The sequence below is a fragment of the Campylobacter sp. RM16190 genome, from assembly GCF_012978835.1.
GTDB lineage: Bacteria > Campylobacterota > Campylobacteria > Campylobacterales > Campylobacteraceae > Campylobacter_A.
On record NZ_LIWS01000035.1, the window covers coordinates 1 to 334 of the forward strand.

General features: G+C 31.1%; 1 pseudogene. It reads right to left on the minus strand.

Features of this window, described 5'->3' with window-relative positions:
* Positions 1 to 93: 93 nt before the first annotated feature.
* Positions 94 to 334, minus strand: a pseudogene (locus tag CDOM16190_RS10530) (hypothetical protein); the annotation flags it as partial.

Consider the following 334-nt stretch of genomic DNA (forward strand, 5'->3'; position numbering starts at 1 on the left):
ATAGGTGTTTATTTAGCCGCCAAGCATAAATTTGCTCAAGAGCTATGGTTTATTTTTGCTATGAACGAGTAAAAAATAGCGTGCATCTGCACGCTATTTCAATTCCTTTAAAAAATTGCAACTACTTACATTACCCATTTTACAAGCTTTTTTAAGATAAAATATAGCATCTTTTTTTATCGATGCATCTTTTGATTTATAGTATCTGGATTTTAATATAGAACCATATATTGAACAGCCACTGGTTGAATATTTACTGCCATCATTATTATCGCAAGCTTGCTTAGCATACTTTGAAGATTCGTATTCATTGTCCATAAACATAGTTCCAACA